Source organism: Hoylesella nanceiensis DSM 19126 = JCM 15639 (genome assembly GCF_000379965.1).
In the GTDB taxonomy this organism is placed as follows: domain Bacteria; phylum Bacteroidota; class Bacteroidia; order Bacteroidales; family Bacteroidaceae; genus Prevotella; species Prevotella nanceiensis.
The window spans coordinates 389,322-408,933 of sequence record NZ_KB904327.1 but is presented as its reverse complement, the minus strand read 5'-3'; the positions used below and the strand labels follow the sequence as shown (position 1 = coordinate 408,933).

Genomic DNA, 19,612 nt, shown 5'->3' with positions numbered 1-19,612 from the left:
ATATTCGTTTATGTATAAATTTTGTTGTTAATTTCTCTCTATTGCCTTTCTAAGTGCTTTGTCATAAGCTGTATCATAGTAGGCTATGAACTTATTCCACAATGCTTTCTTAGATATTTTGTAAGCATTGTTACGTGCCTTCTTAATATCTTCATCGTTCAATGTTGAATATTTAATAATAGTGTTTTTAATCTCTTCTGCGACATCCCAATAGTTATAGTCGGTTCTATTGATTACTTTTACACCACTAATAATGTCGTTCTCAAATCCTTTCAATCCTTCTACCCATAATCCAAAGCCTGCTAAATTGGTCGTGATGCAAGGTACTTTGAATGCAACAGCTTCAAGAGGAGTGTATCCCCATGGCTCATAATAGGAAGGATAAACACAAAGGTCGTTTCCAAGAATTAAATCATAATAACTCATATTCAATATTCCATCATTACTGTTTAAGTAAGATGGGATAAATATTATACTAACATTCTCTTCTTGTTTATTGTGAAAACCAAATGAATGCAACATATTTAGAACATTATCTTTATTCATTTGATTCAACCAATGTGTGATATAAGGTTGCTCTAATGGAGTTGTGTAAGTTGTTGACTTAGCTAAACGATCTGCTAAATCTTTTCTTGCACTATGTACCCAAGCTGGAACTTCAATGAAAGCAATAACCTCTTTCTTTAAATTAGAATCGAATCGAAGCTTGTTAATAGCTTCAACAAAAACGTCAATTCCTTTATTTCTAAACTCGTATCTACCACTTGTTGATACAAGAAGAGCGTCATTACTGAATTCTTTTCCTGTTAGAGCATTAGCAACTCTTAGTAAAGTTTCTCTTGCTTTCTTTCTTTTAGAAGTAAAACTACTTCCTTTAGGGACAAAATCGTCTTCAAATCCGTTTGGAAGAACCACATCAACGTCACGGTCTAACAATTCTTTACATTCTAAAGCTGTGATATCACTTACTGTAGTAAAGCAATCTACATTATGCGAAGTTTGTCGTTCTATCGAATGTTTACTTTGCATGTTCAACTCATCTGCCATTTGGTTGCCATTGTAAGCCTCTAAATATTGGTAGAGAGGTTTATTATTTCCTGCGATACTTCTACCGATGCTTGTTGCGTGAGTTGTAAAAATGGTAGCTACCTGTGGTAGATGCAAACGTAAATATAATAGACCCATGCAAGTCATCCATTCGTTTCCGTGATAGATAACCTTTTGATTCTCCTTAATATAATAATGGTAGAAAGATTCGACAACACGTGCTGCTGCATATGAAAACATTGATGCTTCATCGTAATCTCCATAGGCGTGCAAGCTATCTACGCCAAAGTTCTCCCATATTTCAGTATATATTTTGTCTTTATCTTTATAGAATGTAGAAAAATCTACAAGTATTGCAATAGGGCTTCCGGGTATATTCCACCTTCCAATTCTTAAATTTAAGTCTTCAGGAAGTTGCTTTTTCCAATCTTTAAAAAGCTTTTTATCTTCAGTGAAATACGGACATTCATTTTCTTTCCAGCAATCTGGACCAATAAAAATTAGATGGTCTTTAAATCTCTCTTGTAACGTTTTTGCACGTGTAGAAAGCACAGTATATATACCACCTACTTTGTTACAAACTTCCCAACTCGATTCAAATATGTAGTTGGGAACTAATTTTTCTGCCATGATAAAATTATATTATAGTTGCGCAAAGATAGCATAAAAAACGAATATACCAAATTTAAAGAAATATATTTTCTGTAAAATGGCGGTTTTCTTGACCAAGAATCTTTATCTTTGTATTTTGAATGAGAATATAACTTCTTTTTAGTGAAAGTCTAAAAATAATGATAGGATATAAGAAGTCTAGAGTTTTCTCTTGGTAATTAATTATTTATTAAATCAGATTTTATACAATGATAAAATTATTCAGAATAATATTTATTTTGCTTTTGAGTGCCACTCTTTTCCCTAGTTCACTTTTTGCACAAGAAGGTGCACCTTTTAAAGGTACCTATTATAATAAGGAGTTAGATCTGTATATCGTACTAGACTTTTATAAACACAAACTTCTTGTTCCTGGACAGAGTGTTCTTGGAGAGGTTTCGGGGTACTTAGGAGATAATAGAGATTCACGAAAATGGATTTTTTTAGATGCAAAGCCCGTTGATAAACTTTCGTTTAAAGCAGATGTTGTAAATGATTATGGAAGTGAAGACTTAACAGCTTCATTTGTTAATGATACAGATTCTACAATAGTTCTAAAACAATTGGAGGGTAGTGCGATAAAAATTGCTCGTAATAGCAAGTGGCAGAAATTGCCAAAGCAGATGACTTTTGTGCGAAAGAAATAGGAAATGCTCTTGTATTCAAGTTCTTTTAAAAGTAAAAAAGAATGCGGTTGGTATACAATCTCATATTTAATATATACCTTTGCAAACAAATTAAAGAAATACAACACCCCAAAGTCGATTCTGTCTTCTTAGAAATATAAAGATAGAATTATGTTATAATATTGAATATTAGGTGGTTATGTATTTTAGTTAAATGTATTTACGAATTTAAATATACACATGATATACGAATTATCTTTGCGAGTTCTTCCTCAACAGGCTTATAATGAAAGCACATTAAAAGAGGTTGTAGCTCGTGAAAAGAATATAGATGTAAGAACAATAACAAAGATTAGAATATTAAAGCGTAGTATAGATGCACGCCAACGTACGATCTTTGTCAACTTGACTCTTAGAATATACGTTAATGAAGAACCTTCTGATGATGAATTTATACACACAGAATATGGTGATGTGTCGCAAAGACCAGCTGTAGTTGTAGTGGGAGAGGGACCTGCAGGATTGTTTGCAGCATTAAAACTCATAGAGTTGGGTTGTAGACCTATTGTACTTGAAAGAGGAAAGAGCGTTAATGAACGTAAGAAAGACATAGCAGCAATAACAAAGAATCAAAGTGTTGATCCAGAAAGTAACTATAGTTATGGTGAAGGAGGTGCAGGAGCTTTCTCTGATGGTAAGTTATATACCCGTTCAAAAAAGAGAGGTTCTATCTCAAAGATATTGAATGTTTTTTGTCAACATGGTGCGTCTACAAGTATTTTAGCAGATGCTCATCCACATATAGGTACAGATAAATTACCTAAGGTGATTGAGAATATGCGTAAAACAATAGAACAATGTGGGGGAGAAGTACACTTTCAAACAAAAATGACCTCGCTTATTATTCAAGGAAATAAGGTCATTGGTGTGGAAGCCTTACAGCTATTAACTAGCACTCAATGCACCTTTATGGGCCCAGTGATTCTTGCTACCGGACATAGTGCACGTGATGTTTATCATTATTTATGTAATGCAAAGATTGAAATAGAGGCAAAAGGTATTGCGGTAGGTGTACGTTTGGAGCATCCGGCAGAACTAATCGATCAAATACAATATCATAATAAAAATGGAAGGGGTAAATATTTACCTGCAGCAGAGTATAGCTTTGTAACCCAAGCTGCAGATAGAGGAGTGTATTCATTCTGTATGTGTCCTGGAGGATTTGTTATTCCTGCTGCAACAAGTGAAAAACAAATAGTTGTAAATGGAATGAGTCCTAGCAATCGAGGTGGCAAATGGAGTAATAGTGGAATGGTTGTTGAAACTCGTCCTGAAGATATTGAAGGAGATGATGTGTTGAAAATGATGCATTTCCAAGAACAAATAGAACAAAATTGTTGGCAACAAGGCAATATGAAGCAAACTGCTCCTGCTCAAAGAATGGTGGACTTTGTAAATAAAAAATTAAGTTTTGATTTGCCAAAGAGTTCTTATTCTCCAGGTTTGATAAGCAGTCCACTTCATTTTTGGTTGCCAAATGCAGTTGTAACTCGCTTACAAGAAGGATTTAAAAAGTTTGGTTCAATGAGTAGAGGTTTCTTAACTAACGAGGCAGTGATGATTGCTGCAGAAACAAGAACATCGTCTCCGGTTCGTATTTTGCGAGATAGAGAAACATTACAGCACGTTCGTTTAGAAGGACTTTATCCATGTGGAGAGGGTGCCGGCTATGCTGGTGGTATTGTTTCTGCTGCTATGGACGGAGAAAGGTGTGCAGAGATGTGTGCTAATTATTTGTTAGCAACCAATTAATCAAGAGTATTTTAGAGAAAAAGTAAGAATAAATAAGAATGAAGGTAGATAGAATTACGTTTCAAGAGGTAAAAGAACCAACTTATATATTAGAGGAACAATTATTAAGAAGAAATCTTATTCTAATATCAGATGTTGCTAAACAAGCAAATGTTGAAATTATCTTAGCATTTAAGGCTTATGCTTTATGGAAAACATTTCCTATCTTTAAAGAATATATTAATGCTACAACAGCAAGCTCTTTAAGTGAAGCTAAATTAGGATATCAAGAGCTTGGAGCCTTAACACATACGTTCTCACCAGCTTATATCGATCCTGAAATAGATGAAATAGCAAGGTGTTCTAGCCACTTAACATTTAACTCTCTTTCTCAATATGAACGATTTGCAAATAGAGTAGCATCTATTCAGCCAAATATTAGTCTTGGATTGAGAGTCAATCCTGAATATTCTGAGGTTGGAACAGATCTTTATAATCCTTGTGCTCCTGGTACAAGATTCGGAGTTTCTGCCGATAAACTACCTCAGGAATTACCTTCTTTACTCGAAGGATTTCATTGTCATTGTCATTGTGAAAGCGGTTCTGATGTCTTTGTAAGAACATTAAAGCATATAGAAGAAAAGTTCTCACCTTGGTTTTCTCAATTGAAATGGATTAATTTTGGTGGAGGCCATCTTATGACTCGTGCTGATTATGATGTAGAATTACTTATTTCTACTTTGCAAGAGTTTAAAAAGCGTTACCCGCATTTACATGTTATATTAGAACCAGGTAGTGCTTTTGCTTGGCAAACTGGTCCGCTTGTAGCTCATGTTGTTGATGTTGTAGAAGATAAAGGTTACCAAACAGCAATATTAGATGTAAGTTTTACTTGCCATATGCCTGACTGTTTGGAAATGCCTTATATGCCAACTGTGCGCAACGCTGTGGTTGTTGGTGAGGAAGAAATATTTCATCAATCTTATAAATTTAGGTATAGACTGGGTGGAAATAGTTGCTTGTCGGGTGATTTTATGGGAGATTGGCTTTTTGATCATGAATTACAAGTAGGTGAAAATATTATATTTGAAGATATGTTACATTATACTACAGTTAAAACAAATATGTTTAATGGTATAACACATCCTTCAATTGCACTACTAAAGATGAATGGAGAGCTTGAAATCTTAAGAAAATACGATTATAATGATTATAAATCAAGAATGGATTAGTATTTTTAGGCGATAAAGCATAAAAAAGTTTTTCAAAAGTTTGCAGTTTACAAAAAATATACTACCTTTGCAAACGCATTTAGAGAAATGCATTTTACAGAGGTAATTGCGGAAATAGCTCAGTTGGTAGAGCACAACCTTGCCAAGGTTGGGGTCGCGAGTTCGAGTCTCGTTTTCCGCTCTTTATCATGTAGAAAATATTTTTTATTGTGAAGATATTGATGCTAGAGCTAAAGAATGAGTAAATACATAGATTTCAAAAACATATTTCATAAGACTTTTATGTTTAACTTTTGTTCTAAAGACTTGTTTCAATCGCATCAATAAAGAATGGAGAGGTGGCGGAATTGGTAGACGCGCTACTTTGAGGGGGTAGTGAAAATTGCTTCGTGGGAGTTCGAGTCTCCTCCTCTTCACTATCACATTATTTTTAAATTGTTATCTGCGGAAATAGCTCAGTTGGTAGAGCACAACCTTGCCAAGGTTGGGGTCGCGAGTTCGAGTCTCGTTTTCCGCTCTTTATTTCTTAGTTTATTTTTAGAGAAACATACATTCAATGAATTTATATTTGCGTTATTTCGATAATGAAACACTAGCATACAATATCGAAGAAGCACTAGATTTCCTTTATTCTATACCCGAAATCGGTATGAACCCAGATATTGAAGCAGACATTCGTGATTATGCTGCAAGCGATGTGTATTATCCTAAGCGTTATAAAGTTCGTCAACGAGTTTACTTTATCGTTATAAAGACTACCGCAGCAACAATGATGGACTTTAAACAAAAGAAAGCTTTACATCCTATTCCTATGCCTGCTCCAGTACAAGAGCGTCGTGAAATGATGAATTCTGCAATGAGTAGAATTAATGAAATACGTGAAGGTTGGTATGAAGGAGCGCTAGATTTTAAACGTGTTGTTATGGTTCCGTCTACAGGAAAGTTTGAATATAGAGACACACATTTCGTTGCTCAATGTAAAGCTACATCAGGTTTAGATTGTTATAACCGCATTGTCGACCACCTAAGGACAAGAGTTGATGGTCGTTCTCAATTCCCTTCAGCTAAAGGAAAGAACTTTAATTTCGCCTATTTAGGCATGTGGAAATAAATAATACTTTAATTCTTCATTTTAAAGATTATTGCTTATGAATAAGATTATGTTAATAGGTAATGTAGGACAAGAGCCTACTGTGCGTTATTTTGAAGCCGATCAGGCTGTTGCGCAATTATCTTTAGCTACAACAGAACGTGGCTATACATTGCCTAATGGAACCAAAGTTCCAGATAGAACCGATTGGCATAATGTTATATTTACCAAAGGTTTAGCAAAGATTGTTGAGCGATTTGTTCATAAAGGCGATAGAATATATGTTGAAGGAAAGATTCGTTATCGTTCTTATGACGACCAACGAGGAGTTAGAAGAACTGTTCCTGAAATCTATGTAGATAATATGGAGCTTTTAACTTCACGTCCACATTCGTCCGAAAGCGAGCTGAATATGCCTCAAAAAACTGAAGAACCAAATACAACAACAGATACTTCTGATGCCAATATGCCCTTTTAGTGTGTATATTGGCATTTAACTATTAATATTAAAGATACCAAAACGTGGATTTTCTTTCGATAGAACAAGCATTATCAGATATTTCTTTTAATCCAATTTCTTTAGGAGTTGTCATTGCAATTCTTATTACCATTGTTTTACTTGGCTTGTCGGCATTTGCGAGTGCTTCTGAAATTGCCTATTTCAGTTTATCGCCTTCAGACCTTTCAGAAGTGTCAGAAGAGCGCACCGAGCAAGATAAAGCTATTAACATGCTTAGAGATGATAGCGAAAGAACATTAGCAACTATTCTGATAACCAATAACTTTGTGAATGTAACCATTATTATGTTGTGCAATTATATATTCACTTCATTGGTTTATTTTGGTGAAAAAGCTTATTGGTTGCAATTCCTAATTGTTACAGTTTTATTGACCTTCCTACTTTTATTATTTGGAGAAATCATTCCAAAGGTATATAGTAGAGAAGAACCTTTAGCATTTTGTCGTCGCTCAGTGAGTGGTATTTTATTTTTTAGACGACTTTTTTGGGTTTTCGAAAGTATTCTTTTGCGTAGTGGTTTCTTAGCCTCTAAAGTGATTAAGAACGACCAACAAATGCTTAGTGTAGATGAACTTGAGCACGCTTTGGAGCTAACAGACAAGAATGATATAAAAGAAGAGCAGAAAATGCTACAAGGAATTGTGCGTTTTGGCGATGAAACAGTTAGAGAGGTGATGACCAGTCGTCAAGATATCGTTGCTCTAAATATCAATAGTCCTTTTTCAGATGTGCTGAAAAGTATTGTAGAAAATAATTATAGTAGAATTCCTGTTTATCAAAATAACGATGATAACATAAAGGGAGTGCTTTATATTAAAGACCTTCTTCCACATCTTGCTAAGCCTACAAGCTTTAAGTGGCAAACGCTAATGCGCCCTCCTCACTTCGTTCCTGAAACTAAACGACTCGACGATATGATGAAAGATTTCAAAGAGAATAAGGTTCATATCGCCATTGTTGTTGATGAGTTTGGAGGAACAAGTGGTCTTATAACGCTCGAAGATATTCTTGAAGAGATTGTAGGAGAAATCAATGACGAGTACGATGAGGAAGATACAAGCTATAGCAAGCTAAACTATAATACTTATGTTTTTGATGGAAAAACACTTTTAAGTGATGTAACTAAGATTTTAGAGGTAGATGATGACTACTTTTCTGAAATCGAAGGAGATGCTGATAGCTTAGCAGGTTTATTGTTAGAGATAAAAGGTGACTTTCCAACTATGCACGAACGCATTGAATATCGCAACTTTATGTTTGAGATATTAAAGGTTGATGGCCGTAGAATTAGTAAGGTGAAGATCACTATTTCTGCAAATAATGAAGCATAAATACGTTATTCTTAGTTTGTTATGCCACAATTGTCTGTAGAAAAGATCAACCCTCATACCACTCTTTTGGTTTGGAAAATTACAGAAACTGAGGAACAATTTAAAAGTCAGTTGCCTGAAAGTGTTCTTAAGATAATTGCTGATAAGAACTATAAAAGTAAGACCCGCCGCCTTGAGGTGATGGCAACTTACGCCTTATTGACCTCATATCTCAAAACACCCTCTGTTATTATCGATCATAATAGCAACGGGCAACCCTTGTTAGAAGGATTTTACATTAGTATAAGCCATACAAATAGTTATGCATGTGTATTGTTAAGTACTCAGAAAGTGGTTGCGATAGATATTGAATATCGTAGTGATCGAATTGAAAGGATTCGCTCTAAGTTTCTTAGAAGTGATGAACTTTTCACATCGATAGAAGACCTTCTTTTGGTTTGGAGTGCAAAAGAAACTCTTTATAAGTATTTTTCTGAAGACGATTTGATGTATAATGAGATGAAAGTTGAGAGTATATCAGCTTCTTCTTTAAGCATGATCAATCTTGAAACAAATGAGAAAAAATTGGTTTCTTATTTGTCAACACCAGATTATGTACTAACTTATCTTGTGTAAGTATAGTATATTTTTCTGTCCTTGTATATATTATAAGAGATTTGTTTTATCCTTTTGCTTTATATACAAATCTTCTTTTTCTCTTTTTTTATTCTTCCAACAAGCCCTTTGTATTGCAATACTTGCTTAGAGAAGATACTGTTTCTTATTAAGAATATAGAGATTAAAAAGTCATTGAATGATTTCCACAATGTATCTTGCTTCTTCATGCAAAATAAACTCAGTGCTTTTGTCTTGCAAGAGCATTACTTTTACCATATAATTACATTGTTATTATACTACAAAAGCTAGCAAAATAGAATACAATAAAAAAGGGAAGCATTTGCCTCCCCATATTTTTATAATTGAAGTATCTATTATGTAAAGATGCGACTCATTATTTGATAGAATGCAGCAGATACAACCCAAGCCAGTGCACTGGTGTAGAATACCGTAAATAGTGCCCATTTCCACGACCCTGTTTCATTCTTTATAGCAGCGATAGTTGCTACACAAGGGAAGTAGAGTAGTACAAATAATAAAAAAGCGTATGCTGAAATAGGTGTTATTCCGTCTGCTCTCATCTGAGCATATAATCGAGAATACTTAACCGTGTCGTTGCTAAAGTTATTATCATCGCTAAAACTACTATCTGAAGTGTACATCACGCCCATTGTAGAAGCGACAATCTCTTTAGCTCCAGTACCTGCAAGTAGTCCAACATCTAATTTCCAATCAAAGCCTTGAGCTCTAAATACTGGTTCTACAGCTTTTCCTAATTTACCGATATAGCTTTGTTCTAATCGTTCAGCCTCATCTAATTTCTCTCCGTGAGGGAAATAGCCTAAGGCCCAAACAATGATACTTGCAATAAGAATAATACCTCCCATCTTCTTGAGATATTGCTTGCCTTTTTCCCAAGTGTGTCGTCCTATAGCTTTCCAAGTAGGGAAACGATAGGGTGGAAGTTCCATAACAAAAGGCGTATCCTCGTTCTTTGCTATCGTTTTTGTAAATATCTTACTCATGATAACGGCAATAAGCATTCCTATAACATATAGAGAAATCATTATTGATGAGCGATATTTAGGTGCAAAGAAAGTAGCAATGATCATGATGTAGATAGGAAGTCGGGCAGAACAACTCATCAATGGCAGAATGAGTGTGGTGACTAAACGACTCTGTCTACTTTCAATTGTACGTGTAGACATAATTGCAGGCACGTTACAGCCAAAGCCCATGATAAGAGGAATAAACGATTTGCCATGCAATCCCATCTTATTCATAAGTCTGTCCATGATAAATGCAGCCCTTGCCATGTATCCACTGTCTTCCATAAACGAAATAAATGTATACAAAATAAGAATCTGTGGCAAGAAAACAATAACGGCTCCAACACCTCCAATAATTCCATCTACAAGCATAGACTTCAATGGTCCGTCTTCTATAGAACTAGTTAAGAATCCTCCAAGTAGGTTAATTCCTTCTTCTAATCAGTCCATAGGATATTGACCAAGCGTGAAGGTGGTTTGGAACATCAGCCAAAGAATAGCAATGAAGATAGGAATTCCAACCCATTTGTTAGTTATAATGTGGTCAATCTTATGCGTTAAGTTATAGGTATTTTCCTTTTTTCCTATTTTATAGTTTGATTTTTGCAGTATATCATGAATGAAAGCATACTTCGCATCCATGATAGCAGTTTCGCTATCTTCATGAAGTTCACTGGCAACATTCTTGCTAATATTATCTCTTAGCTGAATAATCTTATTGCTGTTTGCTGCTGTCTTGGTGATATATTCTTCAACCTCTTTGTCTTGTTCTAATAGTTTTATAGCAAGATATCGAGTTGAATACAAGTACCTAATATCATCATCTTGTTTTAGTTCTTGCTGTATTTTACTTATGCCTTCTTCGAGATTCTGACCATAGTTGATATGAATATGCTTAGAAGTAACATTCTTTGGGATTTCGCCTGATGCAAAGTCTTCATCATGTTCGTGATGAGGTTTAGAAGAATGATAAGTATCGTGCCACTCTTTTATTTCCTTTGCAACTTCTTTATTCAGGTGTCCTTTGTCGTCTAAGTAATCGGCTCCCTCAAAAGTGTTGATGATAATGTGAAATAGCTTTTTAACTCCTCGTCCCGAAGTAAATACAGTTGGAACCATAGGAACGCCAAGTAGACTTCCTAAGTGCTTATAATCTATGTTATCACCTCTCTTCTCTGCCTCGTCATACATATTAAGGGCGCATACCATTCTTAGGTTCAAATCAATGAGTTGAGTGGTGAGATACAAGTTTCTTTCTAAGTTACTTGAGTCTAATATATTGATAATAACGTCTGGAGTTTCTTCAATTAACTGCTTTCTTACATAAAGCTCCTCTGGCGAATAGGCTGATAAACTATATGTTCCAGGTAGGTCTACGATATTAAATTGATAACCTTCAAAAAAAGCTTTACCTTCTTTTGCATCAACAGTAACGCCCGAATAGTTTCCAACTCGTTCGTGAGCGCCAGATGCAAAGTTAAATAATGAAGTCTTACCACAGTTAGGGTTACCCACTAAAGCAATGTTTATTTGACGACGTTCTTGCTTTACTTTAGACGCAAGAGAGTTGTCCTCAGAGTGCTCTAAGGTTTTTTGTGGCTCGAGACTCTTGTGTTCTTCTTTATTAAGCTCTTCTTTTTTATTCTCTAAAGAACTTATATTTTGCTCTTCTTCAGTAACAATTTGAATCATTTTAGCTTCATTACGACGCAATGAAACCTCATAGCCCATAACACGATATTTGACGGGATCTTGTAGAGGAGCATTTAAAAGAACTTCAACTTCTTTTCCTTTGATGAAGCCCATTTCTATTATTCGCTTTCTAAAACTACCGTGTCCTACGACTTTTATGATGATACCTTTTTCTCCAGTCTTTAAGTCTGCTAATCTCATAATGTAAAGAACTTAGTCTATTGGCTGTATAACTTCCAATGACTCTTTATCTACTTTCTGCATCTTCTATTTTCTTTAGAACGATAACAGATATACTTATGCAAAGATAGGTATTTATTATTGTTTTGAATAAAAAATGAAAGAGTTGTATATCAAAATACCTATTTCTTGGTAGTCTTTCGAGGCATAAATAGCTGTATGGCTATATTTATGATGAAGTATACCACCACTTGAGACCATAACGCAATGAGTTCTGGACGGATATCATTGAGATTTGCTCCTAAAGAATTTATCTTTACAAAGCCATTGATACCAAATGTTGAGGGTATACACCATGAAATGACTTTCCAAAAACCTGGTAGTGCATTTGTAGGCCATGATATTCCAGATAGCAATAAGAATGGCATAGAAGTAAATACCATTAAAAGTATAATACTTTCCCTTTCTTTTACGAATCTAGATATTAACATTGAGAAGAATGTTACAGACAAAAGATAGGGCAAAAGGAAGGGTATAAGGGTTGAACTATCTGCAAGTTGTACTAATTTAAATATATGTGGAATGAGTAAAAGGGTGTATGCTGTGGTAGCAATGTAGATAAAGAAATAAGAGAAAGATCTACCTAAAGTGTTAGCAAAGCCACCTATAACAGTTCTTTTAGTGATAATTCTTCCTGTATATACTCGTCTTTCATGTCTTGTACCCGACAACATTCCAACTCCAAGAATCATTGTTTGTTGAATGATAAGAATTAATACCGCTGGCAAAATAAATGTTCCATATCCATTTTGTGGGTTGAATAGTGAAACAGACTCATACTCTAAAGGAGATGAAGCTATGCTTTCATCTTTATCTGTATAGGTCTTCATTCTTGAAATCTTAATGTCTTTACCTATTTCTAATGATACATCAGTAAGGGCAGAGTACACTCCTTTGTAGTAAAACATACCACTTAAATCAGCGTAAAACAACACTGTACCTTGCTCTCCACGGTTAATTTGTTGAGCAAAGTTTTCAGGAAGCAGAACAATAGCATGACATTCTTGTTGTCTTTGTAGCTCTTGTGCGTCATTTAAGGAGCTAACAACCTTAACAACCTTAATACCATCGGTAGCATCGCAATTACGAATAAAGGTTCTACTAAGGAAACTATGAGATTGATCTACAAAGACAGTAGGAACTTCTTTCACTCCTTCATTGTTATACATCCACGAATATAAAATGGGATATGCAATAGGAACGATGATAAAGAACATAACCACTCCACCATCTTTCATTATTGTTTGTATCTCATGCTTTATACATTCAAATAGGAAATGTATAAAAGTACGTAAGTCGTTCTTATGCTTTTTTCTACTCATTGTCCTACGCAATATATTTATAAGTAAGTAAAATGTTCTTTAATTTGGGAAGAATACTAATTGGTAAAAGCGTAAATATGATGAGAGCTAAATAATGACTCCATGCATAATGAATGGGATATCCATTCAAAACAACCATTTGATATATACTGAAATGATGTCTAACGGGGAACAACCAAGCAAAAGCTTGGAATGGAGCATCCATTGCTTCTATTGGAAAAGTAAAGCCACTGATAGAGAAACTAAGCATAGCCCATAGAGAACACATACTCATTGACATGCGAAGGGTGGGGAATAGGAAGAAGAAAAAGAGTCCTAATCCCTGCGAAGCCAATACAAATAAAATGGCATTAGCATATAATGTGAATGCATTACAAGCGTATGGGAAATCTAGATAAGCATATAATACGGTGGTATAAATAATGGCTATTCCGCAAAACAAAATGGTTTGAGGGATCATTTTACCTAATAATGCAATTCTAAAGTTATCTCCTGCCAGTCTATACCATCTTTTTGTGGTTCTGTCTTTTATTTCTTTACCGAGCGAGAATACGGTTATTAATAGAATAAAGATACCAATACAAGCAGGAATAAACGTGGTATTGAGGTACACACTGTAGTCCATTGTAGGGTTATTGATGATGTGTGTGTCGATAACAATGGGTTGTAAAACAGCCTTTATCTGTTTTTGTGTGTATCCTAAAGCCGTTAATTTAGCCGAACCAGCAGAGGCATTAGCCAATACAGTCATTGTTCTCATTGCTTTAAAAGAGAACGAGCCAGCAAGATAGTAACTCGAATTATAATAAAACGACACTTTAGGTTGCTTGGCAGCCACTAGTGATTGTGTTGTCTTAGGTGGGAAATAGAAATATCCATAGATAGATCCTTCTTGCATTGCTTTGCGTGCTTCTAGAGGGGTTGCATAGCGATTAACGACTTCCACTTCTTGAATTGTGTTCAGAGTACGTGCAAGCTTGCGTGTTGTTGCTGAGTTATCTTGATCAACAACAGCAATAGGGAGCTTCGAAGGAAGTCCTTTTTGCATCACACTCGTAAAGAAAACAATTACAAATAAAGGGAAGACAATAGTGCACAATAAGTAAATCTTATTGTGAATCATCTTATCTATTTGATATAAAATGACTCTTTGAAGAGCTTTAAAGCAATTATCTGATTTCACACTAATGCAACATTAATTCAATAGAAATACTGCCGTTTATCGCTTAATAACGAGTGACATACCTGGACGAACACCCGAAATGTTATCAACGAAACGTGCTTTCACTTCGAAAGTCTTTAAATCATATTGGCCAGAAGCTTTGGTTGCACGCCATGCTGCATAGCTTCCTTGATCCTTTAAGTAATAGGTTTGCATAGTAACCTCTTTGTTAAATGCTGGAATAAAGACCTTAAATTTAGAATTCATAGAGAGGTCTTGGAGTTGGTCTTCTCTGACATTGAATGTACCCCACATCTCTTTTAAGATAGCAATACTCATGATTGGAGAGCCTGTTCCAACTAATTCGCCCACTTTAGGATAGATTTCGCTAATCTCTCCGTCGTATTGTGCAATCTGAACAGTCTCCTTTTGAAGTGAATGAGCAGCGTCAGCTGAGCTTTGAGCGATTTTTACTTTCTCTCTTGTGATTTCCTTTTCTTCTGCTCTTGCACCGTTCTTTGCTAGGTCATATTGGCTCTTTGCTGCAAGAACTGCAGCTTCAGCAGCCTTATAAGCAGCATAAGCCTCATCTCGTTTTTGAGCAGTTATAACACCTTCGTCAAACAAGTTTTGAGCTCTTGTATAGGATTTCTTTGTAATTTCTTGTGCAACTTGAGCCTGTTGCCATAATTGGTAAGCTCCTTGTATTTGTTCCTTACGTGCTCCTTTATCTGTTATTGTATTGAAAGCAGCAGACGCAGCAACTCCAGCATCAGCAGCCTTGCGTTGTGCTTCGATTTCAGGTACTTCTAAAATGGCAAGGGTATCTCCCTTACGGACAAAGTCTCCTTCTTTAACTCTCAATTCAACTATACGTCCAGGGAGCTTAGATGAAACACGATATTCAGATACTTCGATTTGACCTTGAATAACTTCGGGTTCTTTTCCAAATGCAATAAAACCAATCACTGCAGTTAAAACAACTACAACGATAAAGGTTAACAAGGATACGAACATATATTTTTTTTGACCTTTCATTGCTTTTTTCTTTATTTATTTTAATAAACCAAGTGCCTTTTGTAGGTTTACCTGGGCTAATTTTACTTCAATTTCTGCTTCAATTTTCATTGTTTGTGCTTGTTGCCATGCTGTTTGTGCAGCCATAACATCGGTAGTTTCCATCACTCCTTCTTTGAAACCAAGATTGGCACAGCGAAGGTTTTCATCGGCATTGGTGATGTTTTTTAAAGCAACAGCAAGTCTTTTGTTTGCTTCATTCAGTTTATATCTGCTTTGAGTTATTTGAAGACTAATCTTTTCTTTAGCTTCTTTTAATTCAAGAGCTGCAACTCTACTTGCAGCTTCACTTGCTCTTGTTTTATAAACACCTTCCGACCAACTCCAAACAGGAACCTTTACAAGTACTCCTACATTCCAAACGCCACTGAATTTCTTTTGAAATCCGTTGAAAACACTAGGGTTAGAGATGAGATAACCACCCGTTAATGCAACTTGAGGGAGGTAAGCAGACTTCGTAATTTTTGTTTTTTGTACTGAGATATCAAAGTTGTTTTGTAGCATTCTCAACTCAGGACGATGATAAAAGGCCTCTTCTACTGAAATATCTTTAGATACAGTTGAAGAAGAAAGGTTCTCTTTATTTTCGTCTTCGAGTGTTATTGGAGAATCAACAGGTAAGCCACAGAGCTGACATAAAAGCATTTTTGCAAGTGAAAGACCATTTTCTACTTGTAGAACTTGCATCTCTGCCTCATTCACTTTCACGTCAACTTTCAGTCCATTAGCCCTTGTTGCAACGCCTTCTTTAATCATTTTGTGTACATCTTCATTGAGTTTCTCTACTAAATGAAGATAACTTTTTGCAAGATTCTGCTTTTGTTTGAGCGAAACCACCAGCCAGTAGGTTTTATCTACCTCATAAATTGTATTTTGAACGGTAGCATCTATGTTGTTACTTGCTAGCTCTTCGCTTATTTTTCCTAACTTATTAGCTGCAGTTATGGCTCCTCCCATATATATAGGTTGCTTAACTACAACAGCACCAGTCCATAAGTTTCTTGTATCAGTACGAAAAACGTCAACTAAATGAGCTCCTGCTTGATTCCCAAACTGTGTAAGTGATTGTCCAACTTGTTGTGATAAACCTCCTAATTGTTGAGCCATTTGTGGAGTAATAGCCCCACTTTGGGCTAAACCAGTTAGTAAAGAGGTGAGATTTGAATTAAGACTTCCACTTATAGTAGAACCTAAATTCTGTAACAAAGCCTTTTGATCGTTATTTAATAGCGATACTTCTTTACTCGTTAAAGTGTAGCCTCCAACAACATCTACATGTGGTAGATACTTTGTTTGGGCAGTTTTTCGCATGTTGGTTGCAATATCTTGCTTTGTCTTTGCTATCTGAAGTTGATGGTTATTCTTAATAGCTAGATCCCTACAAGAGGCTAAAGACAGCGTTTCTTGTGCTGATATTGCTGTTGAGACGAATGTTATTGCAACCAAACTAATGGTTTTTCTTAATTTCATCCTGAATATATTAATCATTTAAAGTGAAGCTTCTTGAACCAATCATATTGCCATCTGCAAAGATACTAACTTGGTATGTTCCTGCAGTAAGGGTTTGATTAACGTTCCAATACATTGATATTGGAGTTTCTAAACCATTATATTCAATTGTTTTCTTCATTGAACATTGAATATCTCTGTTCTCATAAGAGAAGGTTCCCTCATTACCTACAACACTACCAGTGGGAGATGTGATTCTAACATAAATAGTTTTGGTTCCTCCTGGTGCTGTAACATTCTTTGCAATACTAAAGTTAACTTGTAGTGTTTTGCACTTATTTAGCTTGTTTGTTGGCTTTCCGTGTTTATTTAAACCTGTTGCAGAAATACCAATAGCGTCTAATTGAGCCGCAATAGCAACCTTTTGAGATAATGAAGCCTTTTCAGTATTTAAACCTTCAATCTGCTTTGTTGCCTCTTCATATTGTCCTTTAACACGAACATTCTCTGCAGTTAGATTTTGGTTGAGTCTATTTAAAGAGTCAATTTCCATAACATAGCTACGAAGAACGGCACGAACCGTAGCAAGTTCTTTCTTTAATCTGGTAATTTCTTTTATATCATCGCTTTTCACTTGTTTAAGTTCATCAAGCAAACGTTGAGTTTTTTCTTGTTCAGCAGTTAGTTGAGCGACAATAGAGTCGTTGCTAATTTGAGCACGCATTTCACCATATTGGTTGGCAAATTGTTGATACTCGTTTTCCATTTCCTTTTTATCAAGCTCTGCTAATTCTTGCATATTTTGAGCTTGTTTTTGTTGTTCTGCTAGCGAAGTGTATAAGTATATCACTCCACCTGCAAGGATACATACTAATAAAATCAATGGAATAATAATCTTTTTATTCATATCTAGATAGTTTTGAATTATTTAATGTAATATTATTTGATGTAAAACAACAGTCGCAAAAGTAGGCATTTATTTTCATTTGCCCAAAATATAAAGCATGAAACAGCCTTTCTGTATTGGTTTTGACATATTATTTATTCTGTATTTCTTTTCTACTTGATTTTTTCTTGTGAATCTTTCTGTATGCAACATATCCTGAGATGAGAACAGATATCAAGAAAACTCCAGATAAGAAGATGAATAACATTACAATAATTTGAGGCAAGAATGAATATATTCTACCCACATGTGTTTCTAAAGCAACGTGCCATAATGACATTCTTGCTTGATGAAAACTTTGTGGCATTCGTATAAATGTAGGCTCAAGATTGATGTTTTCTGCACCTCTTCCATAATCAAATACAATTGCTTCTTTATCTTTTGGCTTATAATAGCCTGCTACAGAGTTGGTGAATGTGGGAATTCCGTCTGCCGAAACGCTGTAAAAAGGTTCCCCTGCATAAAGGTCTTGTATTGCTCCTGTTTGGATATTCCATTCAAATAAACCGCTAAATGATCCTACAACCCATCTATTTGCATCTTGTTGCTCAAGCACTGTAACTCCCATAAAGCTTACAGGTGGAGCGGAACCGAGGCGCTTAGGACTATCATTAAGGGTCTTCAACTGGAAGAACCCCTCGGAAGTGTAAATCAACCATTGTTTATTGACGTTGTCATAGCGAATGGTTCTTAATTTATCGTTCCATGTATTAGGGGTGTGTTGGGTTGTAAAAGGAATTGGAGAATGCTTAACTCTCACAATGGGAATGAGCAAAGGCGGACGAAGAAAGGTTCCTGTTATTGCAAGAATGAGTAAGAAAACCAACATCGTAACACCAATTTTATTGTGCCATTTCATTGCTAAATTAAAGCCCTTTCTGCTTTTTTGAACTCTGCTAGGGTTATTTTTATTAAGTGATATCAACTTGGGACAAAATGTTATGACAAGCCCCGTAATACAAAGAATAATCACGACGAGTCCTAAAAGGTCTACAAATAATTTTCCTATCAATCCAAATAGCTCACCACTATGTAGGGTCCATATCGTTCTAAATAAACCATTTTGAATCTTTTCATCGTTAGGAGCCTTTATCGTAACTTGTTTAAAACTTGTAAATGGGTAGGCTGCAACATATAGATGTGAACGAGTTTGCACGATAAGGTTATTTCCTTCACTTGTAATATCGGTTATACGTTCATCAATCGGAAGGTATTCAGATAGTGAAATCCATTGCTTTTTCTTTATATCTAATTGATAAATATCAAAGTTAGCACATGCAATAATTGTATTATTATTTGTTTTAATAATATTGATAATCAATCTATTGTCTGCACCATTTTTCAGTCCTTCATTAAAAGAAGTATAACTTTCTGCTTTTGAGGAATAAAGACCTATGCCATTAGAACCAAAGAATAAAACAGAATCGCTGTTGAGTTGAAGTCCTCCCTTTACTGCACCTAAATTCCAATGGTCGTAATGATAGGCTTTAGGAAGAATGCTTCGTGGAATATCGAATGGGGAAAATGCTTTTCGATGGTTGAGTATTATACCGCTAATGCAGAACATTAGTAGGAAAAAGGTAAAGAATAATCCTCCCCATTTATGCCACCAACGCATCTTTTTGCTAGGTTTCTTTGGAGAAATGTTAGGGCTTTGCTGTATCATTTTGTTGTCTTTTTTATATTATATACCAAGTAAAAGTCTTGCAAATTTAAATAAATAAAATCATAAATGATAATATATAAAGCTTATTCTTATGATAAAATGAGATCTATTTTGTGTGCTTTAA

The 19,612-nt window shown here is 35.2% G+C and carries 16 protein-coding genes and 3 tRNA genes; 10 read left to right on the top strand and 9 right to left on the bottom strand.

The window, feature by feature from the left end; genetic code table 11:
* Positions 1-27: 27 nt before the first annotated feature.
* On the bottom strand, positions 28-1,677 hold the full coding sequence (locus A3GM_RS0101755; RefSeq protein WP_018361664.1) for a glycosyltransferase: 1,650 nt from the start codon (positions 1,675-1,677) through the stop codon (positions 28-30).
* A gap of 230 nt (positions 1,678-1,907) precedes the next feature.
* Between A3GM_RS0101755 and A3GM_RS0101750 the strand changes: the two genes are divergently transcribed.
* The 10 genes from A3GM_RS0101750 (at position 1,908) to A3GM_RS0101705 (ending at position 8,903) form a co-directional block, all read left to right on the top strand.
* Positions 1,908-2,345 carry a hypothetical protein gene (locus tag A3GM_RS0101750; RefSeq protein ID WP_025829707.1) on the top strand — a complete coding sequence of 146 codons (438 nt, stop codon included), beginning with the start codon at positions 1,908-1,910 and terminating at the stop codon, positions 2,343-2,345.
* 219 nt (positions 2,346-2,564) lie between these two features.
* Complete coding sequence (locus A3GM_RS0101745; protein WP_018361662.1) at positions 2,565-4,136, top strand: NAD(P)/FAD-dependent oxidoreductase; 1,572 nt, start codon at positions 2,565-2,567, stop codon at positions 4,134-4,136.
* A 38-nt stretch (positions 4,137-4,174) separates the two neighbouring features.
* Positions 4,175-5,347 (top strand): carboxynorspermidine decarboxylase, encoded by a 1,173-nt coding sequence (gene nspC / locus A3GM_RS0101740; protein WP_018361661.1) that lies wholly within the window; start codon positions 4,175-4,177, stop codon positions 5,345-5,347.
* 108 nt (positions 5,348-5,455) lie between these two features.
* A tRNA-Gly gene (locus A3GM_RS0101735) sits at positions 5,456-5,528 on the top strand.
* A gap of 151 nt (positions 5,529-5,679) precedes the next feature.
* Positions 5,680-5,763 (top strand) — tRNA-Leu (locus A3GM_RS0101730).
* A 28-nt stretch (positions 5,764-5,791) separates the two neighbouring features.
* Positions 5,792-5,864 (top strand) — tRNA-Gly (locus A3GM_RS0101725).
* Positions 5,865-5,903: 39 nt separating this feature from the next.
* On the top strand, positions 5,904-6,458 hold the full coding sequence (locus A3GM_RS0101720) for a hypothetical protein (RefSeq protein ID WP_018361660.1): 555 nt from the start codon (positions 5,904-5,906) through the stop codon (positions 6,456-6,458).
* A 37-nt stretch (positions 6,459-6,495) separates the two neighbouring features.
* Positions 6,496-6,915: a single-stranded DNA-binding protein gene (locus A3GM_RS0101715; RefSeq protein ID WP_018361659.1), complete on the top strand. Its 420-nt coding sequence runs from the start codon at positions 6,496-6,498 to the stop codon at positions 6,913-6,915.
* A 44-nt stretch (positions 6,916-6,959) separates the two neighbouring features.
* Positions 6,960-8,288 carry a gliding motility-associated protein GldE gene (gldE, locus tag A3GM_RS0101710; protein WP_018361658.1) on the top strand — a complete coding sequence of 443 codons (1,329 nt, stop codon included), beginning with the start codon at positions 6,960-6,962 and terminating at the stop codon, positions 8,286-8,288.
* A 21-nt stretch (positions 8,289-8,309) separates the two neighbouring features.
* Positions 8,310-8,903, top strand: a complete 594-nt coding sequence (locus A3GM_RS0101705; RefSeq protein WP_018361657.1) for a 4'-phosphopantetheinyl transferase family protein — start codon at positions 8,310-8,312, stop codon at positions 8,901-8,903.
* 356 nt (positions 8,904-9,259) lie between these two features.
* Here the strand turns inward: A3GM_RS0101705 and feoB are convergent, their stop codons facing one another.
* The 8 genes from feoB to A3GM_RS0101665 form a co-directional block, all read right to left on the bottom strand.
* Entirely contained in the window at positions 9,260-10,306 is a 1,047-nt protein-coding gene (feoB, locus tag A3GM_RS11860; RefSeq protein ID WP_018361655.1) for a ferrous iron transport protein B, read from the bottom strand.
* Positions 10,307-10,375: 69 nt separating this feature from the next.
* Positions 10,376-11,827 carry a FeoB small GTPase domain-containing protein gene (locus A3GM_RS11855; protein ID WP_018361654.1) on the bottom strand — a complete coding sequence of 484 codons (1,452 nt, stop codon included), beginning with the start codon at positions 11,825-11,827 and terminating at the stop codon, positions 10,376-10,378.
* Between the two features lie 161 nt (positions 11,828-11,988).
* Positions 11,989-13,188 (bottom strand): ABC transporter permease, encoded by a 1,200-nt coding sequence (locus A3GM_RS10875; protein WP_044124927.1) that lies wholly within the window; start codon positions 13,186-13,188, stop codon positions 11,989-11,991.
* A 4-nt stretch (positions 13,189-13,192) separates the two neighbouring features.
* The gene (locus A3GM_RS0101685) at positions 13,193-14,311 is read right to left on the bottom strand and encodes an ABC transporter permease (protein ID WP_018361652.1); all 1,119 of its coding nucleotides are present in this window, start codon (positions 14,309-14,311) and stop codon (positions 13,193-13,195) included.
* A gap of 96 nt (positions 14,312-14,407) precedes the next feature.
* Complete coding sequence (locus tag A3GM_RS0101680) at positions 14,408-15,388, bottom strand: HlyD family secretion protein (RefSeq protein WP_018361651.1); 981 nt, start codon at positions 15,386-15,388, stop codon at positions 14,408-14,410.
* 15 nt (positions 15,389-15,403) lie between these two features.
* The gene (locus A3GM_RS0101675; protein WP_018361650.1) at positions 15,404-16,897 is read right to left on the bottom strand and encodes a TolC family protein; all 1,494 of its coding nucleotides are present in this window, start codon (positions 16,895-16,897) and stop codon (positions 15,404-15,406) included.
* Between the two features lie 10 nt (positions 16,898-16,907).
* Positions 16,908-17,783, bottom strand: coding sequence for a hypothetical protein (locus A3GM_RS0101670; RefSeq protein ID WP_018361649.1), 876 nt, complete (start codon positions 17,781-17,783; stop codon positions 16,908-16,910).
* A 130-nt stretch (positions 17,784-17,913) separates the two neighbouring features.
* Positions 17,914-19,488 (bottom strand): PepSY-associated TM helix domain-containing protein, encoded by a 1,575-nt coding sequence (locus tag A3GM_RS0101665; protein WP_018361648.1) that lies wholly within the window; start codon positions 19,486-19,488, stop codon positions 17,914-17,916.
* Positions 19,489-19,612: the final 124 nt, after the last annotated feature.